This is a genomic window from Rhodovulum imhoffii (assembly GCF_003046545.1).
Taxonomy (GTDB): domain Bacteria; phylum Pseudomonadota; class Alphaproteobacteria; order Rhodobacterales; family Rhodobacteraceae; genus Rhodovulum; species Rhodovulum imhoffii.
The window spans coordinates 22,147-40,748 of record NZ_QAAA01000007.1 but is presented as its reverse complement, the minus strand read 5'-3'; the positions used below and the strand labels follow the sequence as shown (position 1 = coordinate 40,748).

Below are 18,602 nucleotides of genomic sequence, written 5' to 3'. Positions count from 1 at the left end.
GTGCCGGCCGACGCATACACGTGAGATATGGGGAGACCGGAAGACACCACGGGCGCGGCGTCATGTCCCCCCCGCATCGCACAAGGGTTCCCCCGTCAGGGGACGGAAAACTCCTGCTGGCTGTATCCCTGAAGATACAGCAAGGCGCTCAGGTCGCCGTGGTTGATTCTCAGGTCGCTTTGCGCCGCGACGGTGGGTTTCGCATGCAGCGCCACCCCCGTGCCCGCCAGGTTCAGCATGCCCAGGTCGTTCGCTCCGTCGCCCACGGCAATGGCTTCGGCTGGCGTCAGGCCGAGGCGGGCCGCCACCTCCCGGAGCGTGGCGACCTTGGCGTCCAGGCCAAGGATCGGCTCCGACACTTTGCCGGTCAGCACGCCATCTTCGGTCAGCAGGGTGTTGGCACGGTATTCGTCAAACCCCAGATCCTCTGCAACCTGCGCCGCGAAATGGGTAAAACCGCCCGAAACCAGCAGCGCGTAGCCGCCGTGGGCTTTCATCGTGGCGATCAGGGTCGCACCGCCGGGCGTATAGGTGATACGTTCGCTCAGGACCTTGTCGATGACCGAAACCGGCAGGCCCTTCAAAAGCCTAACGCGTTCGCGCAAGGCTCCTTCGAAGCCGAGCTCCCCGTTCATGGCACGAGCAGTGATCTCCGCAACGCGGGGGCCGACACCTGCCTCGTCGGCGAGTTCGTCGATGCATTCCTGCCCGATCATGGTCGAATCCATGTCCGCGATCAAAAGGCGCTTGCGCCGACCCTTGGCGGGCTGGGCGGCAAGGTCGATGCTCAGTGCCTGCATTTCTTCCCAGACCTGCCAGAAATTGTCGGGCAGGGTTGCAACCGGGAATTCCGCAGCCACGCCCTGTGCCAGCCAATGGGCCGTGTCCCCGCCCCAGGCATTGCGCAGCGCCTCGACGGTGGCAGGCTCCAGCACGGGGGTGGCGGGATTGCAAAGAAGCGTGACGATATGCATGGCGGGTCCGATCTGGCTTGCGGGGCTTGCCGCGCAATAGCGCAGCTTGACCGGCAAGGCCAGAGGAAGGCACGCTTGTGCTCGGCCATTCAGTTTGCGGGATAACTCGCGAACACTTCAGAGGAGCCATCCGCGCGGATCAGCAACACGTCGAAAGCGTCGCGGCTGTCGCCCATTTCCATGCCCGGAGAGCCAAGCGGCATCTGCGGCACCGCAAGGCCTATGGCTTCGGGCCGGGTCTCCAGAAGACGGCGAATGTCCTGTGCCGGCACGTGCCCTTCAATCACGTATCCCGCTATCCGCGCAGTATGGCAGGAGGCCAGACTAGGGGTCACGCCGCTGTGCTGCTTGAACCGTGTCAGCGCGTCATACTCCACATCCCGACCGTTCGGGGCGAAGCCCTCTTCCCCCAGATGGGACATCCACGCGGTGCAGCAGCCGCAGGTGCTTGTCTTGTAAACGTCGATCGGGGTCGGTTCGGCGAGCGCCTGTAAGCCGGCCAGAGCCGCAAACAGAGTTGTTATCATCGTCTTCATGACAGGGCCTTTCGATGCGTCATGTGAATCATGCATTCGTCATGGACGTTCCCCCTGCTGGAAGCTCAAGCCCGCGGCGCATGCTTCACCGGTTTGTCAGGGTGCGTGAAAACGTAGCGGCATGCCCCCGTAAAAACAGCTTTGGTCTTTGTCCGCCATGTCCTGTGCGTCCGGCCACCCCTTTGGGTGCCCGAAACGGTCGTCGCGAGCCCGCCCGTGCAACAACCTTGCGGTGTCCTTGTCGCGCAGGCTGCCGTGGGACCTCCCGACCTCCGGCAAGTTCCAGGGCGGGTGCCGCCACGCCATCGGGCCTTTGCGGGGTTTGCCCCGGCGGTGTCTCCTTTCGCCGCTTCGGGATTTGCCACCTGCGCCGCTCGTTCGCGTGCCGGGTCGGGAGGGGCGAAGCCTCAGGGCGGGGGATCCCGCAGAACGACCGAAAGGCCCAGCGCCCCCGCCAGCGCCGCCGGCAGCAGCAGCAGCGCCAGCCGGTAATCGTCGAAGGCCGGGGGCTGTCCGGTTGTTTCCAGAAGGCTGCCGGGTCCCGCCATCAACAGGCCGCTGGCGAGGAACTGTATCGCGTTGACCATTGCCGCGGAGGTTCCGATCAGGGCTTGTGGCACCAGCCGTGCGGCGATGGGATAGGGCAACATCGACCCGCCGGCCATGAAGCCGAAGGCAAACAGCAGCCCGCCCGTCAGCATGGTTGAGTGTGGCGGTGCGTAAAGCAATGCCCCGATTGTCACAAGCTGCCCCCCGCAGGCCAGCCGCATTGCCAGGACCAGCCGCCCGGCCCTGCCCGCCCCCCAGGAAATGACCGGCGCCCCAAGTGCCAGCCCCAGCCAGCTTAGCGAGGCCAACCCGTAGGCCTGAGCGGTTTCGAAACCCGTCGCGATCAGCAGGCGCGGTCCCCAGACCACCCCCATGGCGAAAAGCGCCCCGAATGTCGCTGCCCCGATCAGCGCATTGACCCAGCTTGTGCGCAGCCCCGCCACCTGTGCCAGCGCCCGCAGGAGGCCGTGTGCGAATGTCGTCAGCCCGCGCCAGCGCGTCCCGGCGAATCCGGGCGGGTCCCGCAAAAACAGTGCCATCAGCACCGTTACGATCCCGCCCAGACCAGCCACGCCGGCAATCAGTTCCTGCCAGCCGAATTCCGGCCGCGCGATCAGGGCGGAAAGGGTTCGCTGCCCCAGCAGCGCACTGCCCGAGGCCACGAACTGCACCAGAGAAAACATAACCCCATAGCGTGCGGGCGGAAACCATGTCCCGCCGATGAACCCGGCGCCGACAAAGCCGAACGCCCCGCCCAGCGCCATCAGCACCTGCCCGGCGATCAGCATCGGGTATCCGGTCGCTGCCGCGAACACCAGCGCGCCCGCCGTCAGAAACGCGGCCGCCACCGGCAGGCAGCGCCGTGCGCCCACCTGATCCAGCATCGCCCCGGACCCAAGCTGCGCGACTGCGAAAACCCAGGTATAGACCGCCCCCACCAGCCCGACCTGCGCCAGCGTCAGGCCCAGGTCCGCTGCAACGGAAAGGTTGGTGATGGCGTAGCCCGATTGCAGCACGAACACGACCGCGACGAACGCCGCCCCCAGCGCCCAGTTTCGCCAGGCGCGGCGTATGACGACCGTCCGGGAAGGGGAGGGTGCGGCCATGGGTTCCTTCAAAGATGCTGCGGAATGCCGGAGGGCGTTCCGCAGGTAGGGGGCTTGCCGGCGTTTGGCAAGCGCGGTCAGTCCAGATCGAACCGGTCGGCGTTCATCACCTTGGTCCAGGCGGCGACAAAGTCACGGACGAATTTCTCCTTGTTGTCGTCCTGGGCGTAGACCTCTGCACAGGCCCGCAGGATGGAGTTGGACCCGAAGACAAGGTCCACCCGCGTGGCGGTCCATTTTACCGCGCCGGTCTTGCGGTCCCGGATCTCGTAGAGGTTATCGCCCGCCGGGACCCAGTTGTTGGCCATGTCCGTCAGATTGACGAAAAAGTCCGGCGTCAGCGCGCCCTCACGGTGGGTAAGGACACCGTGCTTCGTGCCGCCATGATTGGTGCCGAGCACGCGCATCCCGCCAACCAGCGCCGTCATTTCCGGGGCGGTCAGGCCCATCAGCTGGGTGCGGTCCAGCATCATCTCCTCGGGGGTGACGGCGTAGTCCTTTTTTACCCAGTTACGGTACCCGTCGTGGAGCGGTTCCAGAACGTCGAAGGATTCCGCGTCGGTCATGGCGTCGGTGGCGTCGCCCCGGCCGGGCGCGAAAGGCACGGAGATATCCATGCCGGCGGCCTTTGCCGCCTGCTCGATCCCGAGATTGCCCGCCAGGACGATCACGTCGGCCACGCTGGCACCGGTTTCGGCGGCGATGGGTTCCAGAACCGACAGGACGCGGGTGAGACGATCGGGCTCATTGCCGGCCCAGTCTTTCTGGGGGGCAAGGCGGATGCGTGCGCCGTTGGCGCCGCCGCGCATGTCGGAGCCGCGGAAGGTCCGGGCGCTGTCCCACGCGGTTGTCACCATGTCGCTGAGCGACAGGCCGCTGGCGGCGATCCGTGCCTTCACCGCATCCACATCGTAACCGGTGTTGCCCGCCGGAACCGGATCCTGCCAGATCAGGTCCTCTTGCGGAACGTCCGGGCCGATATAGCGCGTCTTGGGCCCCATGTCGCGATGGGTCAGTTTGAACCATGCCCGGGCGAACACCTCTGCGAAATGGTCCGGGTTCTTGTGGAACCGCTCCGAGATCTCGCGGTAGACCGGGTCCATCTTCATGGCCATGTCGGCGTCGGTCATGATCGGGTTGTGGCGGATCGAGGGATCTTCGACATCGACGGGCCTGTCTTCCTCGCGGATGTCGACGGGTTCCCATTGCCAGGCACCGGCCGGGCTTTTCTTCAGTTCCCACTCATAGCCCAGCAGCAGGTCGAAATAACCATTGTCCCACCGGGTGGGGTGCGTGGTCCACGCGCCTTCGAGGCCGCTGGTCACGGTGTCGCGGCCGACCCCCCGGCCCTTCTTGTTGATCCAGCCAAGGCCCTGGTCCTCGGTTCCGGCGGCTTCCGGATCGGGCCCCAGATCGGTGGCGTTCCCGTTGCCGTGACACTTGCCGACCGTGTGGCCGCCGGCGGTCAGAGCCACGGTTTCCTCGTCGTTCATTGCCATGCGGGCAAAGGTCACGCGCACGTCTTGCGCGGTGCGCAGCGGGTCGGGCTTGCCGTTCACGCCCTCGGGGTTCACGTAGATCAGGCCCATCTGTACCGCGGCCAGCGGGTTTGCGAGACTTTCCCGGTCGTCGCCGTCATAACGGCCGGCCCCGAGCCAGTCCTTCTCGGAGCCCCAGTAAATATCCTTTTCCGGGTGCCAGATATCCGCGCGCCCAAAGGCAAAGCCGAAGGGCTTCAGCCCCATGGATTCATAGGCCATGGTGCCGGCCAGCAGGATCAGGTCGGCCCAGCTGATGCTGTTGCCGTATTTCTTCTTGATCGGCCACAGCAGGCGACGGGCCTTGTCGAGGTTTGCATTGTCCGGCCAGGAGTTGAGCGGGGCGAACCGCTGGTTGCCGGTGCCACCGCCGCCGCGCCCGTCGGCGATTCTGTAGGAGCCCGCAGCATGCCATGCCATGCGGATCATCAGGCCGCCGTAATGGCCCCAGTCGGCGGGCCACCAGTCCTGGCTGTCGGTCATCAGCGCGCGCAGATCGGCCTTGAGCGTCTCGACATCCAGGGACTCCAGCGCCGTGCGGTAGTCGAAATCCGCGCCAAGCGGGTTGGTCTTGGAATCCTGTTGGTGCAGGATGTCGAGGTTCAGGGCGTTCGGCCACCAGTCCATGTTCGATGTTCCGGCGGCGGTGTTCGCGCCGTGCATCACCGGGCATTTGCCGGTCGTGTTTCCGTCCATGACAGACCTCCTGTATTGGCCCCGAGGGGCGCGGGTTACGGGAGGAGGGTATCAAAGCAAAATCATTAAATAAATTTTGATTTTCCTATCTTTGTGATAACCCTGTCTTATGATGGGACTGACGATGAAACATCTTCGCTACTTCGAGGCGCTGGCCCGCCACGGACATTTTGGCCGTGCGGCCGAGGATTGTGCCATTTCCCAGCCTGCGCTGTCAGTGCAGATCAAGGAACTTGAGCAGATTCTGGGCGCACCGCTGGTGGAGCGGAGCCACCGCCGGGTCCGCCTGACAGGTCTGGGCGAGAGGTTTGCCGCCCGCGCGCGCGAAATTCTGCGCGCTGTCGACGACCTGGGGGATCTGGCCCGCAGCCAGGTACCTTTTGCCGGGCAGTTGCGGTTGGGCGTGATACCGACGATTGCCCCCTATATTCTTCCCGCCTGCGTGACGGAACTGGCGCGACGTTATCCGCGATTGGATCTGCGCCCGCGCGAGGCCGTGACCGGCAAGCTGATCGAGGATCTGGCCGGGGGGCGCCTGGACGTTGCGATCGTGGCCCTGCCGGTGTCGGAACCCGCGCTGTTCGAACTGCCGGTGTTCAGGGAGGAATTCATGCTTGTCCGCCCGCCTCAGGATGAAGGCAAGCCCGTTCCGCGCCCCGAGACGCTGCGCAAGATGCGGCTGCTGTTGCTGGAGGAGGGGCATTGTTTTCGCGATCAGGCGCTGTCGTTTTGCAACGTGCCGCCCGCGCGGGCCCACGACCTGATGGAGGCCAGTTCGCTTGGGACGCTGGTGCAGATGGTCAGTGCCGGCCTCGGGGTGACGCTGATCCCCCAGATCGCGGTGACGGTGGAGACGCGCTGCGCCCCGGTTTCCGTCGTGCGTCTGCCGGCTCCGCGTCCGTCCCGCACCGTCGGCATGGTCTGGCGTAAGACCAACCCCCTGTCGGAGCAGTTCACCGTTCTTGCGGAGGTTTTTCGCGGCATGGGACCATAGGCGACCTCCGGGCGCGCCTGCCGGGGCTGCATTTTTCATGGCCTTGTGCCGCGGCTCTTGACCGGATCTGCCACCGCGCCGAAGCTGGCACGGGGAGGAACGAACATGGCAGGCAAGGTCATGCCGGTCGAACAGGCCATTGCGCTGATCGAGGACGGGGATACTCTCACCACATCCGGGTTTGTCGGGATTGGCGTACCCGATGAACTTCTGGCAGCGCTGGAGCGGCGGTTCACGGACACCGGCACGCCGCGGGATCTGGCACTGGTTTTTGCCGCCGGGCAGGGCGACGGCAAGGCGCGCGGGCTGAACCGGCTGGGCCATGAGGGACTGTTGCGACGCGTCATCGGGGGCCACTGGGGCCTGATCCCGAAGGTTGCGCAACTGGCGGTCGGGAACCGCATCGAGGGCTGGAATCTGCCGCAGGGATGCATCAGCCAGCTTTACCGGGACATCGCGGCGGGCAAGCCGGGGATGGTGTCGCGCGTAGGGCTGGAAACCTTTGTCGATCCACGCCTGGGGGGCGGTGCGGTCAATGCGATCAGCACCGAACCACAGGTCGAACTGATGAAGATCGGTGGCGAAGAGGTCCTGTTCTACCGGGCGCATAAATTGACCGTCGCGCTGTTGCGGGGCAGCACGGCGGACGAGCATGGCAACATCACAATGGAACGCGAGGCTCTGGTGCTGGACAGTCTCGCGCAGGCGATGGCGGTTCGGAATGCGGGGGGTGTGGTGATCGTCCAGGTGGAGCGTCTGGCCCGCGCCCGCAGCCTGCCCCCGCGTGAAGTGCAGATCCCCGGTATCCTTGTGGATGCGGTGGTTCTGGCCCGGCCGGAGAACCATCCGCAGACCTACGGGACGGTCTTTTCCCACGCGTTTACCAACCGCGTGCGCCCGCCCGCGGACGCCATCCCGCCGATGCCGCTGAATGCGCGCAAGGTCATTGCCCGCCGCGTGGCGATGGAACTGTCGCCGGGCGCGGTTATCAATCTTGGGATCGGGATGCCTGAAGGGGTGGCCTCGGTCGCTGCCGAGGAAGGACTCCTGGATCACATGACCATGACGGCGGAGCCAGGCGTGGTAGGGGGACAACCGGCATCGGGGATGGATTTCGGCGCGGCGGTGGATACCGACGCGGTCATCCCCCAGAACAACCAGTTCGACTTCTACGATGGGGGCGGTCTGGACGTGGCCTGCCTGGGGTTGGCGCAGGCGGATGGCGTGGGGAACGTGAATGTCTCGCGCTTTGGGTCACGGCTTGCGGGGGCGGGGGGCTTCATCAACATCAGCCAGAATGCCCGCGCGCTGATATTCGCGGGAACATTCACGACCGGCGGGCTGGAGACGATGGTCGATCGTGGTTTGAAGATCCTGCGGGAAGGACGGACACGGAAGTTCCTTGAAGCGGTTGAGCAGATCACCTTCTCCGGCCCGCGCGCCGCACGGCTGGGCCAGCCGGTCCTTTATGTGACCGAACGGGCCGTGTTCCGCCTGACGCCCGAGGGGCTGGACCTGGCCGAGGTCGCCCCCGGTGTGGATCTGGAAAGGGACGTTCTGGATCAGATGGGATTTCGCCCCGGCACAGGCAATGTGACCACGATGGATGCACGCCTTTTCCTGCCGGGCCCGATGGGGCTGGAGGTGGCCGTCACAGCGTAACGCGGGTGCAGGTCGGTCATCCGGACCCGTCGGCGTGCCTTTGCCCGCCGGTTGCCGGGGAGTGGCTTTGGCTCCGTGTTTCTCCGTGTCTCCCGTGCCCCGTTTCAGCGACGCAGGGCACCGCGGTGGCCAGGGCGTCTCACATACCGGATATGAGGGCGGACCGGGCAGATGTCCCCGCCCGGTATCGCCGGGGGGTCCGGCCGGCTGAGCAAGAGGCCCGAGAGGACCTTGCCGCCGGTCACGCGGGTCCCAGAACCAGGTTGGGCAGCCAGGTGACGAAACCGGGCACGAGAATCAGAAGCAGCAGTACCGCCGCCAAAGGAATCAGGAACGGGATCGTCTCGCGGATCAGTGTCTCCAGCCGGATGCCGGAAACCCCCGAGACGACAAACAGGCCGACCCCCATCGGCGGTGTCATCAGGCCTATCATCAGGTTGAAAATGAAGACGACGCCGAAATGCACCGGATCTATCCCCGCCGAGATCAGTGTCGGGGCCAGGACCGGCACGATCAGGATCATGATCGCCAGCCCTTCGATGAAGAACCCTGCCACCAAAATGCCGAGATTGATCACGATCAGCAGAAGCAGCGGGTTTTCCGTCAGTGACAGGAGCCAGGCCGCAAGCCGCATCGGAGCCTGGTTGGCGGCCAGGATCCAGGCGAAAACGCTTGCCGTTGCCACGATCAGGCAGACCATGGCGGACATCCGCACCGTGTCGAGTATGACCTTGACGAGATCCTTCAGGGTCATTTCGCGGTAGATGCCGAAAGACAGCAGCAGCGCGTAGAGAGAAGCCACCACGGCGGCCTCGGTGGGTGAGAACAGGCCAAAGGCGATCCCCGCGATGATGATCGCCGGCGTGAGCATCGGCAGCAGCGCGCGCAACGTGGCCTGGCCGATATCGCCCATGGACGGCACCGGGTCGCGCGGATAGTTCCGCCGTTTGGCGAACCAGGCGATCAGCGCCATCAGCGCGACTGCGGTCAGCAGGCCGGGGACCACGCCGCCCAGAAACAGCCGCCCGATCGAAACATCCGCGAGCACACCGTATAGAACCATCGGGATCGAGGGCGGGATCATCGGCCCGATTATGCAGGAAGCGACAGTGACCGCCCCGGCGAAACCGGCCTCATAGCCGGCATTGCGCATGGCCTTGATTTCCATGTTGCCAAGGCCGCCGGCATCGGCCAGCGCCGATCCGGACATCCCCGAAAAGACGACCGAGGCGACCACGTTCACATGGCCGAGCCCGCCGCGCAGGTGGCCGACCAGCACCCGCGCGAAGTTGAAGATCCGTTCGGTAATTCCGCCGGTATTCATCAGGTTTCCGGCGAAGATGAAGAACGGCACCGCAAGCAGCGGAAAGGAATCCGAGATCGATTTTGTCATCCGCTGCGCCATGACCGCCATCGGTGTTCCGTCCAGCCAAAGCTGCACCATGGACGAAAAACCGAGCGTCACGGCAAGGGCCATGCCCAGAGCAAGCAGAACCAGCCAGAGGATCAGCATGAATATCATTTCGGGGTCCTCTCAACTCAGCGTTTCGGGGCCCTGGCGCGGCAATCCGTTGCGCCAGACGTTCAGGGCCATTGCCAGCGATCTGATGCACATCAGCGCGCTGGCTGCGGGAACGGCGGCATATTCCCAGGTCGAGGAGATCCCCATGGCGATGCTGGGGAGCCCCGATACTTTGAGCGCGACCGAGAATCCGACCCAGGTCACCGCGGCAAAAAAAACGGCCCCCAGGAGATGCATCAGGATTGCGATCACGCTGCGCGGGCGGTCCGGCATGGTATCGACGAGAATGGTCACGGCAATCAGTCCGCCGGTGCGCATGGCATAGGCCGCGCCGAAAAAAACGATCCAGGTAAAGGCGAAGCGGGCCAGTTCCTCGGTCCAGGGAAACTGGACGTCCAGAAAATAGCGGCTCCCCAGTTGTGCCGTCAGTGCGGCGAGGGCCAGCATGAACACCCCGACGAGGAATCCTTCTTCCAGTCTGTGCAAAATCCGCATTCCCGTCCTCCCTTCCGATTGCCCGCCCGGGCCGGCGTGGCGCGGGACCCAGGCGAAGCGGTTTCAGCCGCCCCTATTCGACAGCGGAGAGCGTTGCGTAGGTGCCTGGCCCCCAGGCCTCCTCGAACTCCGCGAAGATGGTCTGAATTGCGGCCGAGAAGGCCGGCCGGTCCGGCTGGGTGACAGCCATGCCTTTATCCTCGAGCTGGGCCACCAGGCTGGCCTCCGCCGTCTCGACCGTTGCATTATAGGCGTCTCCATGGGTCTGAAGAACGTCCATCACGATGGCCCGGTCTGCCTCGGATGTGGCGTTCCAGGTGGCCTCGGACACGATCGGGGCCACGAACTGGACCAGGTGCCCGGTGAGCGCGAGGTGTTCCTGCACCTCGTAGAATTTCGCGGCATTGATCGTCGCCAACGGGTTTTCCTGCCCGTCGACAACCCCGGTTTGCAGGCCGAGATACAGTTCCGGGAAGGCCATCGGCGTCGGGCGGCCGCCGAGCGCCTTGACGAACGCAAGGCTGAGCGCGACTTCGGGCACGCGAAGCTTAAGGCCCTCCACATCCGCCGGTGTCCTGATCGGGCGCACATTGTTGGTCATGTGCCGCGTGCCGTAATACCAGATGTCGAGAAGGCGCAGCCCGTGATCCTCGCGCAGTTTCGTGACCAGTTCCTGACCCTTCTCGGAGGCAACAAGCCGTTCGAGATGGGCGAAGTCTCTGGCAAGGAAGGGGGCTTCGAACACACCGATCTCTTTCGTCCACTGGCTGAGAATGCCCGCGCCGTCAAAGGCCATCTGATGCGTGCCGATGGTCATGCCGGTCAGGGTTTCCTTGGCCCCGCCCAACTGGCCGGCCGGAAAGACCTTGATGTCCACACGTCCGCCGGTTTTTTCGGAAATTTCCGCCGCCGCCGCTTCCAGCGCACGGTTGCCGGGATGGTCAGGCGGCAGAATGTGGCCCAGTCGCCACTCTTCGGCCTGGGCCGCGATCCCCGCGGCGCCAAGCACCACCGCCCCCGCGGTGGCTTTGAGCATTGTCGTGAAGCGCATCGTTTTTCTCCCTTCCACATCCCTCACCGTGAGGGAGTTCCTCCCTGCCGCCCGTCCGGGCGGCCATCACGGCCTAACCGGCGATCACGTCCTGGCGTTGCTCGCCGAGGCCTTCGATGCCAAGCTCGACCACGTCTCCCGCCTTCAGATAACGCGGCGGTTTCTGTCCCATGCCGACCCCCGGCGGTGTCCCTGTCGAGATCACGTCTCCGGGATGAAGCGACATGAACTGGCTGAGATAGTGGATGAGAAAGCGCACCCCGTAGACCATGGTCGCAGTCGACCCGTCCTGCTTGGTTGCACCGTTCACCCGCAGCCACATCTTCAGGGCCTGAGGATCGGGAACCTCCTCCGGTGTGACCAGCCAGGGGCCGATCTGGCCGAAATTGTCGGCGCTCTTGCCCTTGGTCCATTGGCCTTGGCGATCGAGTTGAAAGCCGCGCTCCGAAACATCGTTGGTGAGCGTGTATCCGGCCACATGATCCATCGCGTCGGCCTCGGAAACGTATTTTGCCGTCTTGCCGATCACGACGGCCAGTTCGACCTCCCAATCGGTTTTCACGGAGCCGCGTGGGATCACGATCGGATCGTTCGGGCCGCAGATTGCACTGGTCGCCTTCATGAAGATCACCGGTTCGGGCGGCACGTCCATACCGCTTTCGGCGGCGTGATCGGCATAGTTGAGCCCGATGCAGATGAACTTGCCCGTCCCGGTCACTGGCGGCCCGAGCCGCTGCGGGCCCTCCACCAGAGGCAGCGCGGACACATCCATCCCTCTGAGAGCGCCGAGATTGGCCAGCACATCGCCCTTGAGATCGCCCACCAGCCCCGAAAGATCGCGGATCGCGCCCTGTGCGTCCAGGACGCCGGGTTTTTCCGCCCCGGCCTTGCCGTATCTTAAAAATTTCATCTCGATTTTCCTCGTTCAGTTGGCCCAGCCACCATCGATGATGTGGCATTGTCCGGTCGTAAAGGCCGCTTCGTCGCTGGCAAGATAGACGACCAGCGCGGCGATTTCTTCGGCGGTTGCGATGCGGCCCATGGGCTGGCGGGCGATGAAATCCGCCATCGCCTTGTCGTAATCGCCTGTCGCCCGCAGACGCTCGTGCAGCGAAGGGCTGTCGACCGTGCCCGGGCAGATCGCATTGCAGCGGATGCCGCTGGTGATGAAATCGGCGGCGACGGATTTTGTCAGGCCGATTACCGACGCCTTCGAGGCGCAATAGGCAAAACGGTTTACCACGCCCTTCACGCTGGAGGCGACGGACGACATGTTCACGATCGCGCCGCCGCCACGCGCCAGCATGCCGGGCAGGAAGGCGCGGATCATGCGGTACTGGCCCTTGGCGTTGAGGTCGAAGGCAAAATCCCAGTCGCGTTCGCTGCACTCGAGGATCGTGCCGCTATGGACATGGCCCGCGCAGTTGAAAAGCACGTCGATACCGTTGATCTCGTCGCGCAGCGCATCTATTGCCGCGCTGTCCGTCACATCCAGCCTGCGGGCGACAGCCCCTTCGATTCGGGCAAGGCTGGTCGGGTTGATATCCGTGGCCCAGACCGTTGCCCCCTCTTTCAGGAAGGCCTCCGCCGTTGCGCGGCCGATCCCCTGGCCCGCAGCCGTTATCAGGCAGGTTTTTCCGTTCAGACGTCCCATGTTTCAATTCCTTATGCGGGGAGGCAGGCGGGCCCGATGGGCTCGAAGCTCTTGTAGGTGAGAATGAATTCCGTGTGCCCGAGCGTTTCGGAGACGGTCGGGCAGCCCCCGGCGACCTCCAGCGTCAGGTCGAAGATCTCCTGGCCGACTTCGGCCAGAGGCGTGCCGCTCAGGATCCGTCCGGCGTTCACGTCCATGTCCTCGGACATGTTGGCATAGGTCTGCGGATTGGCGCATACCTTGATCACGGGAGCGATGGCCGAGCCGACCACCGAGCCGCGCGCCGTGACAAACAGCGTCAGATGTGCGCCCGAAGCCACCATCTCCACGATTTCCGCATTGTCCGTGATATTTGGAAAGCCAAAGCGTACGTCCCCGTCGGGCACCACATCCATCAGGTAAAGCCCGCCGCGGGGGGGGATGTCGCCCGGCTTGATCAGCCCGCTGATGACGGAACTGCCGGATTTGGCGTAGGCGCCCATGGATTTTTCCTCGATGCTTGACAGCCCGCCTTCCGCGTTTCCGGCGGCAAAGCTTCCAAATCCGAGCGTTGCGTAATAGGTGGCGGCCTTTTCGACCGCAGCCGTGAGCGCGGCGGCAAGCTCCGGTGTTCTGGCGCGGGCCGACATGATGCCTTCACAGCCGATCAGCTCGCCCGTCTCCTCGAAGATGCAGGCCGCGCCGGCGTCCACCAGCCGGTCGAAGGCCAGCCCGACCGCGGGGTTTCCGGTCAGGCCGCTGGTTCCGTCCGATCCGCCGCAGACTGTGCCGACAACCAGTTCGCTGACATCCATCGGCACCTTCTTGGCACCGGCCATGTCGCGCAGCTGTCCGCAGACCCATTCCCGGCCCGTTGCGATCGCGGCACGCGTTCCCCCGCTGTGCTGGATCACCACCGTCTTCACCGGCCGACCGGAGGCCTCGATCGTCTGCTCCAGCGCAAAGCGGTTGAAGCTTTCGCAGCCAAGCGAGACCAGCAGCACCGCCCCGACATTGGGGTGGGTACAAAGCCGCTCCATCATCTTTTGCGCATAGTCGTTCGGGAAGCATCCGGGAAACCCGATCACCTGTGCCCCGTCATCGCGGTAGGGGTGCACGATTTCCCGAGCGACATGGTGCGCGCATTCGACCAGATAGGCCACGACGAGGTGGTTCCGTATCCCCTTGCGCCCATCGTTGCGTGGAAATCCCTCAAGCATCCTTGTCCCCCCACGCGGTTTCCCCGAGCGCATATGTCGGGGTGTAATCGCTTTGCAAATTGTGGACGTGGACATGGGCACCGGGCGCGATGTTCTCGGTGGCCGATCCGATCGGAACCCCGTATTTGAGAATTTTCTCGCCTTTCTCGATAGGGCGGGAAGCGATCTTGTGGCCCAGCGTTACCGGGGCCAGCACGTCGATCTCGCCGCCGCCGTTGATGGCCGCCCGGCCAGCGGCGAGGGGTGCCGTGGCCACCAGAACGTTGTCCGCCTCCGACAGGCGCAGCAGCCTCCCGTTCCCGGCGGGGCGTTTCGTTGCGGTCATGTCATCACCTCCAGCGTGGAATCCTCGATCAGGTCCCAGTCGAGCGGCACGCCCAGTCCCGGCGTTTCGGGCAGGCGCGCAATGCCGTCCTTGATCGGCAGCCCCCCGACCAGGCCGAAGGAGAAATCGGAAACCGGGGTGAGCAACTCCAGGTAGGTACAGTTGCGCAGGGCGGCGCACAGGTGCAGGTTCACCATTTCCAGCGGGTGGAAGATGGCTGTATGGATTTCGCAATTCATGTTGAAGGCGTCCGCCAGATGGGCCGATTTCAGCACGCCGGTCACGCCGCCGGTCCAGCTTACGTCCGCGCGGATCGCATCCACCACCTGGCGCGCCACGATGTCGGCGAGGCTGTAAGGGTGCCCGGCCAGGGTTTCCGTGCCGACAACGGGAATGTCGAGTTGCCGGGTGAGTTCGCGCAGGGCCGGAAGCGACTCGTCTGCCATCGGTTCCTCGAACCACGCGAAGCCGAGCTGCTCCAGCCCGCGCCCGTAGCGCAGCGCGTCCGGAAGGGTCAGCATGGCCACGGGGTCGCTCATCAGGGTGTAATCCGTGCCCACTGCCGCGCGCACCGCTGCGTGAATTTCCAGGTCCGCATCGACCGAATGCCCCGGCGGGTGCAGCTTGTAGCCGGCAAACCCCGCGGCTCTGACGCTCAGCGCCTCGGTCACGTAATCTTCCTGTTCGTTCAGGAACATGGAGCTGGCATAGACTGGTACTTCTTCCCGCGCCGCGCCGATATAGCGGTAAAGCGGCACCTCCGCCACCTCCGCCGCCAGCAGCCACAGGCAGCAATCCAACGGACCCCAGATATAGATCGGAAAATGCCCCCACATCCGGTTGCGCAACCGGAAATCGTGCCAGAGCCCCTCGCGGTCATGAACGTTGCGCCCCATGAGGAATGGCTCCAGCGTCTTGGCCAGATGCGCCGAACCGATGGCGCTTGCCCCGGCGAATCCGAACATCGAGGCGCTGCGCCCGCATTCGGTACGCAAGGTGTAGACGAGAAAATCGTGCCGCTGGCCCCCGGCCTGCCCCCTGAGAGCGGTTTCGCGGCCCGTGGCGTCGCGCCGGAGCGCACATGCCCGTATATCGAGCCCGGTGATCTTCATCAGAACTTTCCGTATTTCAGATACGCCTTCTGCGGATCGGTCCCGCCAAGGATTGCCTTGCGCACCTTGCTTTCGGTCTGCATCGCCTCGGTCGCCTTTTCGGTCACTTCCGCCACGACGGCGCGGGGAACGCGCACCATCCCGTCCCTGTCGCCGAGCAGGAAATCTCCGTTCGCGATTGCCACGTCCCCGATGTGAATCATGTGGCCCGTGGCGACGGGCAGCCAGCGCCCGACGATATCGCGGGGCGTATGACCGCGCCGCCAGCATTGGAACCCGATGTCGATCAGGAAATGCGTATCCCGCGCCAACCCGTCCAGAACGCATCCCCGAACGCCCTTGTTTTTCAGGGTTTCCGCCGAGAGTTCGCCCATCTGGGCGATGTCATGGGTATGCGGCTGGCAGACCCAGACATGGCCCGCGGGCGCCGTCGATAAAAGCCCGGTCCAGGCCAGCAACGTCTCATGCGGATCGGCGGTGTCGTCCGGATGGCCTTCGATGGTGAAGGCCGGCCCGCAAAGCGGTGTCTGCGGTATCAGCGGCGTGATTTCGTGCGGCAGGGTGAAATTCCGCACCCCCATGCCGCGCAGGATGTCATGAACGACACCCGTGTAGCATTGTCCAAGCCTTTCGGTGATCTGTACGTCAGTCATGGTGAAACACCTCTGTCAGCATTGACCACGGCTGGCCCGCCGGGGTCGTTTCAAAGGCAGCCTGGCAGGGGTTCGTCAGGGCCCACCATTCCTGCGTGTGCGGATCGGCTGCCATTCGGGCGGTATCGGCCTCGAAATCGGTGCCGTGATATTCCCAGTAGCCGAACAGGATGTTCTCGGGCTCCTTGAGGAAAATGGAGTAGTTGCGAATGTTGCACGCGCGGATCATGGCCAGAATGCCGGGCCAGACCGCCGCATGCAGGCGCAGATACTCCGCCTTCTTCTCCGGTTTCAGACGTGTTGCCATGCCCATGCGTTGCATCGCTCATTTCCTCCCCAAGGTTACCGGAGCCATCGCGCCATGCGCGGTAATGGCGTCCCAGTCCCATTCGATGCCCAGCCCGGGCGCGTCTGACGGACAGGCGTGCCCGTTCTCGATCCGCAGGCTTTCGGGCGCAATCAGATCGAGTTGGGGAATGTATTCAAGCCAGGGCGCGTTTGGCACTGCGCAGACAAGGCTCACGTGCAGCTCCATCAGGAAGTGCGGGCAGATCGGCACGTTGAAGGCTTCTGCCATGTGCGCCGCCTTGAGCCATGGTGTGATCCCGCCGATGCGGGCGGCGTCGGCCTGCAAGATGGCGCAGGCGCCCTGTTGCAGATACTCCTTGAACTGCGACAGAGAATACATGCTCTCGCCGACGGCCACGGGAACCGGTGTGGCACGGCTGAGGCGTGCATGCGCGCCGATATCGTCGGCGGGCATCGGTTCCTCGAACCAGGCGATTCCCGCCTCCTCCAGAATCTGCGCCCGCCGGATCGCCTCGGGAAGGGAGAAAGACTGGTTGGCGTCGGTCATGATCTCATAGGCTTCGCCCACGGCGTTGCGCACGGCCCGAAGCCGCGCCCGGTCCTCGGACAGGTGGGGCCGGCCGATCTTGATCTTCGATCCGGAAAATCCCTTTTCCCGTGCCTCCAGCGCCTCCTCGACAAGCGCCTGCGTCTCGATATGCAGCCAGCCGCCTTCGGTGGTGTAAAGCGGGACCGATCTTTTGGAGCCCCCCGCGAGCCGCCAGAGCGGCAGGCCGGCCCGCCGGCAGCGCAAGTCCCACAGCGCCGTGTCGATGGCGGCCAATGCCAGAGAGGTGATCGCCCCGACCGCCGTCGAATGGGTCGCCATCAGCAGGCTGTTCCAGATCGCCTCGATCTCTTCGGCATCGCGCCCGATCAGGCGCGGCGCCAGCGTTTTTTCCAGCAGGGCGACGATCGAAGGCCCGCCGGTGCCGATCGTGTAGGAATACCCTGTTCCGACGGCGCCATCGGTATCCACAATCCGGACGATCGGCGTTTCCTGGGATTCGAAGCTCTGTATCGCATCCGTCCGTCGCACTTTTGGCTTGAGGTCCACCATTCGGATTTCGATATGTTCAATCTGTGCCATGGTCCCGCTTCCGTTCGAGGCGGACGCCGCTTTCGGCGTCGAAAAGGTGGCAATAGTCGAGGGCCAGCTGGAATTTCAGCACTTCGCCCGGCGATACCGGGCGCGGGTGCATCATCTTCGCCTGCACTTCCTTCCCGGCGATTTCCGCCAAAAGCAGCGTTTCCGCGCCGAGCGGCTCGGCGAGGGAAACCGGCAGTTCAAGCGTCGCGACCTCCCCGGTTTCCGCAAGCCCGTGCCCCAGGGGCATCAGGTTGTCGGCCCGGAAGCCGAAGGTCACCCTTTGCCCTTCGGCCAGAGCAGCGAAGCCGTGCGGCAGCGGGACCCTGACGTTGTCAGAAAGCCTGATCGCGCCGCCCTCTGCCATGCCATCCACAAGGTTCATTGCCGGAGATCCGATAAAGGTGGCGACGAAGGTATTCACCGGGCGTTCGAACACGTCCAGGGGTGTGCCGGTCTGGACGATATGCCCGTCGCGCATGATCACGATCCGGTCCGCGAGCGTCATCGCCTCCACCTGGTCGTGGGTCACGTAGACCACCGTGGTCGCCACCGTTTGGTGCAGCTTCTTGATCTCGATCCGCATCTGGCTGCGCAGCTTCGCGTCGAGGTTCGAGAGCGGTTCGTCGAAAAGGAAGACATCCGGGTGTCTCACGATCGCGCGCCCCATGGCGACCCGTTGCCGCTGCCCGCCCGAGAGTTCTCCGGGCGTGCGGTCCATATATGGCGTCAGCCCGAGGATCTGCGCCGCCTCGTCCGCTGCGCGGTCGATCTCTTCGCGCGCCTTTCCGGCGATCTTAAGGCTGAATCCCAGGTTTTCGCGCACCGTCATGTGCGGGTAGAGCGCGTAGTTCTGGAAAACCATGGAGATGTTGCGCTGGCGTGGCGGCAGCCGGTTGACCACCTTGCCCCCGATCGCGATTTCGCCGTCCGAGATCTCCTCCAGCCCGGCAATCATCCGCAGGGTGGTGGATTTCCCGCACCCCGAGGGACCGACCAGCACAACGAACTCGTTATGAGCGATCTCCAGGTCGATGCCATGCACGACCTCCATCTGTCCGTATCGCTTGATGACTTTGCGCAGGGAAACTTCTGCCATGC

Annotated in this window: 18 protein-coding genes; 2 read left to right on the top strand and 16 right to left on the bottom strand. The window is 64.4% G+C overall.

Going from position 1 to position 18,602, the window contains the following annotated elements:
• Positions 1-95: 95 nt before the first annotated feature.
• From serB to katG, 4 genes are all read right to left on the bottom strand, one after another.
• Positions 96-974: a phosphoserine phosphatase SerB gene (gene serB / locus C8N32_RS07295; protein WP_107891951.1), complete on the bottom strand. Its 879-nt coding sequence runs from the start codon at positions 972-974 to the stop codon at positions 96-98.
• 89 nt (positions 975-1,063) lie between these two features.
• Complete coding sequence (locus C8N32_RS07290) at positions 1,064-1,510, bottom strand: DUF411 domain-containing protein (RefSeq protein ID WP_107891949.1); 447 nt, start codon at positions 1,508-1,510, stop codon at positions 1,064-1,066.
• Positions 1,511-1,917: 407 nt separating this feature from the next.
• A complete protein-coding gene (locus C8N32_RS07280; protein ID WP_107891945.1) occupies positions 1,918-3,165 on the bottom strand; it encodes an MFS transporter in 1,248 nt (415 codons plus the stop codon).
• Between the two features lie 77 nt (positions 3,166-3,242).
• Complete coding sequence (katG, locus tag C8N32_RS07275; protein ID WP_107891943.1) at positions 3,243-5,399, bottom strand: catalase/peroxidase HPI; 2,157 nt, start codon at positions 5,397-5,399, stop codon at positions 3,243-3,245.
• A 109-nt stretch (positions 5,400-5,508) separates the two neighbouring features.
• Between katG and C8N32_RS07270 the strand changes: the two genes are divergently transcribed.
• Together C8N32_RS07270 and C8N32_RS07265 are read left to right on the top strand one after the other, a co-directional pair.
• Entirely contained in the window at positions 5,509-6,393 is an 885-nt protein-coding gene (locus C8N32_RS07270) for a hydrogen peroxide-inducible genes activator (RefSeq protein ID WP_107891941.1), read from the top strand.
• 105 nt (positions 6,394-6,498) lie between these two features.
• The gene (locus C8N32_RS07265) at positions 6,499-8,055 is read left to right on the top strand and encodes an acyl CoA:acetate/3-ketoacid CoA transferase (RefSeq protein WP_107891939.1); all 1,557 of its coding nucleotides are present in this window, start codon (positions 6,499-6,501) and stop codon (positions 8,053-8,055) included.
• Between the two features lie 241 nt (positions 8,056-8,296).
• On the opposite strand, the gene C8N32_RS07260 is transcribed toward C8N32_RS07265, so the two are convergent.
• The 12 genes from C8N32_RS07260 to C8N32_RS07205 all read right to left on the bottom strand — a co-directional run bounded on the left by C8N32_RS07260 (position 8,297) and on the right by C8N32_RS07205 (position 18,600).
• Entirely contained in the window at positions 8,297-9,568 is a 1,272-nt protein-coding gene (locus C8N32_RS07260; protein WP_242509496.1) for a TRAP transporter large permease, read from the bottom strand.
• Positions 9,569-9,589: 21 nt separating this feature from the next.
• Positions 9,590-10,072: a TRAP transporter small permease gene (locus C8N32_RS07255; protein WP_107891934.1), complete on the bottom strand. Its 483-nt coding sequence runs from the start codon at positions 10,070-10,072 to the stop codon at positions 9,590-9,592.
• 73 nt (positions 10,073-10,145) lie between these two features.
• Positions 10,146-11,123: a sialic acid TRAP transporter substrate-binding protein SiaP gene (locus C8N32_RS07250; RefSeq protein WP_107891932.1), complete on the bottom strand. Its 978-nt coding sequence runs from the start codon at positions 11,121-11,123 to the stop codon at positions 10,146-10,148.
• Positions 11,124-11,196: 73 nt separating this feature from the next.
• Positions 11,197-12,033, bottom strand: coding sequence for a fumarylacetoacetate hydrolase family protein (locus C8N32_RS07245; protein WP_107891930.1), 837 nt, complete (start codon positions 12,031-12,033; stop codon positions 11,197-11,199).
• Between the two features lie 15 nt (positions 12,034-12,048).
• A complete protein-coding gene (locus tag C8N32_RS07240) occupies positions 12,049-12,777 on the bottom strand; it encodes an SDR family oxidoreductase (RefSeq protein WP_107891928.1) in 729 nt (242 codons plus the stop codon).
• Between the two features lie 11 nt (positions 12,778-12,788).
• Positions 12,789-13,976, bottom strand: a complete 1,188-nt coding sequence (locus C8N32_RS07235) for a UxaA family hydrolase (protein WP_107891926.1) — start codon at positions 13,974-13,976, stop codon at positions 12,789-12,791.
• Positions 13,969-14,301: a UxaA family hydrolase gene (locus C8N32_RS07230; protein WP_107891924.1), complete on the bottom strand. Its 333-nt coding sequence runs from the start codon at positions 14,299-14,301 to the stop codon at positions 13,969-13,971. Before C8N32_RS07230 ends, C8N32_RS07235 begins: the two co-directional genes overlap by 8 nt.
• The gene (locus C8N32_RS07225) at positions 14,298-15,413 is read right to left on the bottom strand and encodes an enolase C-terminal domain-like protein (RefSeq protein ID WP_107891922.1); all 1,116 of its coding nucleotides are present in this window, start codon (positions 15,411-15,413) and stop codon (positions 14,298-14,300) included. The genes C8N32_RS07230 and C8N32_RS07225 overlap by 4 nt, the downstream gene beginning before the upstream one ends.
• A complete protein-coding gene (locus C8N32_RS07220; protein WP_107891921.1) occupies positions 15,413-16,066 on the bottom strand; it encodes an RraA family protein in 654 nt (217 codons plus the stop codon). Before C8N32_RS07220 ends, C8N32_RS07225 begins: the two co-directional genes overlap by 1 nt.
• On the bottom strand, positions 16,059-16,388 hold the full coding sequence (locus C8N32_RS07215) for an L-rhamnose mutarotase (RefSeq protein WP_107891920.1): 330 nt from the start codon (positions 16,386-16,388) through the stop codon (positions 16,059-16,061). The genes C8N32_RS07220 and C8N32_RS07215 overlap by 8 nt, the downstream gene beginning before the upstream one ends.
• A gap of 3 nt (positions 16,389-16,391) precedes the next feature.
• Positions 16,392-17,504, bottom strand: a complete 1,113-nt coding sequence (locus C8N32_RS07210) for a mandelate racemase/muconate lactonizing enzyme family protein (protein WP_107891919.1) — start codon at positions 17,502-17,504, stop codon at positions 16,392-16,394.
• The gene (locus C8N32_RS07205) at positions 17,491-18,600 is read right to left on the bottom strand and encodes an ABC transporter ATP-binding protein (RefSeq protein WP_107891918.1); all 1,110 of its coding nucleotides are present in this window, start codon (positions 18,598-18,600) and stop codon (positions 17,491-17,493) included. The genes C8N32_RS07210 and C8N32_RS07205 overlap by 14 nt, the downstream gene beginning before the upstream one ends.
• Positions 18,601-18,602 lie beyond the last annotated feature (2 nt).